Origin of the sequence: Actinoplanes sp. NPDC048988, assembly GCF_043197815.1 — a bacterium.
Taxonomy (GTDB): Bacteria; Actinomycetota; Actinomycetes; order Mycobacteriales; family Micromonosporaceae; genus Actinoplanes.
In genome coordinates this window covers 1-1,120 of record NZ_JBICTW010000040.1, presented here as the reverse complement: position 1 = coordinate 1,120, position 1,120 = coordinate 1, and the positions used below count along the sequence as shown (strand labels likewise).

Sequence of the window (1,120 nt, the reverse complement as noted above, 5' to 3'; positions counted from 1 at the left end):
CTAGGTGTGCTGTCCAGGGAGGTTGGTCGAGGTGGTGTGACGAGTTGATCTGACTCTGGACGGGTGAAGGCCTCCGGTTGTGGAGTGGAGCTGTCTAGGAACCGCTCCGGCAACCAGGAGGCCTTCGTGCTCCACCGTAATGCTGCTTTGACCCCGCGCGCGCGTCTGCGGCTGGCGCGTCTGATCGTCGAGGACCGGTGGCCGGTCGCGGCGGCGGCCCGCCGTTTCGAGGTGTCCTGGCGCACGGCGAAACGCTGGGCCGACCGCTACGCGCAAGCCGGCCCGGACGCTATGGACGACCGTTCGTCGCGTCCGCATCGCAGCCCGGCCCGGACCCCGCGACCGGTGGTCCGCAAGATCGTGCACCTACGCTGGAAACAACGCCTCGGCCCGGTCCAGATCGGTGGCCGCTTGGGCATGCCAGCCTCGACCGTGCATGCCGTCCTGCTGCGCTGCCGCCTCAACCGGCTGTCACACCTCGACCGGATCACCGGCGAGCCCGTACGCCGCTACGAACATCCGCATCCCGGGGCAATGCTGCACGTCGACGTCACCAAGTACGGCAACATCCCCGACGGCGGTGGCTGGCGTTTCGTCGGCCGGCTGCAAGGCGAACGGAATCGGCAGACGACCGCGCGACGCACCGGCGCCCGCAACAAGGTCTACGAACCGCGGATCGGCACCGCATTCGTGCACACCGTCATCGACGATCACTCCCGCGTCGCCTACGCCGAAATCCGCGACGACGAGAAAGCCGTCACCGCCATCGCCGTACTACGCAACGCCGTCGCCTGGTTCGCCCAGCGCGGCGTCACCGTCGAACGGGTGTTGTCCGACAACGGCTCGGCCTACAAATCGTTCGCCTGGCGCGATGCCTGCGCGGAGCTTGGCATCACACCGAAGAAGACCCGTCCGTATCGGCCGCAGACCAACGGCAAGGTGGAACGGTTCCACCGAACCTTGACCGACGGCTGGGCCATCGCCCGGCACTACAACTCCGAACAGGCCCGCAGGAAGGCCTTACCGGCCTTCCTGCATCACTACAATCACCACCGACCCCACTCAGCAATCGGTGGCCTACCACCCATCACCAGGTTGACCAACGTCCCTGGACAGCACA

Annotated in this window: 1 protein-coding gene; it reads left to right on the top strand. The window is 66.9% G+C overall.

Going from position 1 to position 1,120, the window contains the following annotated elements:
* Positions 1 to 126 precede the first annotated feature (126 nt).
* Positions 127 to 1,120 (top strand): IS481 family transposase (locus ACGFJ7_RS46790; RefSeq protein ID WP_360261784.1); only part of this gene is annotated, 994 nt, incomplete at its 3' end.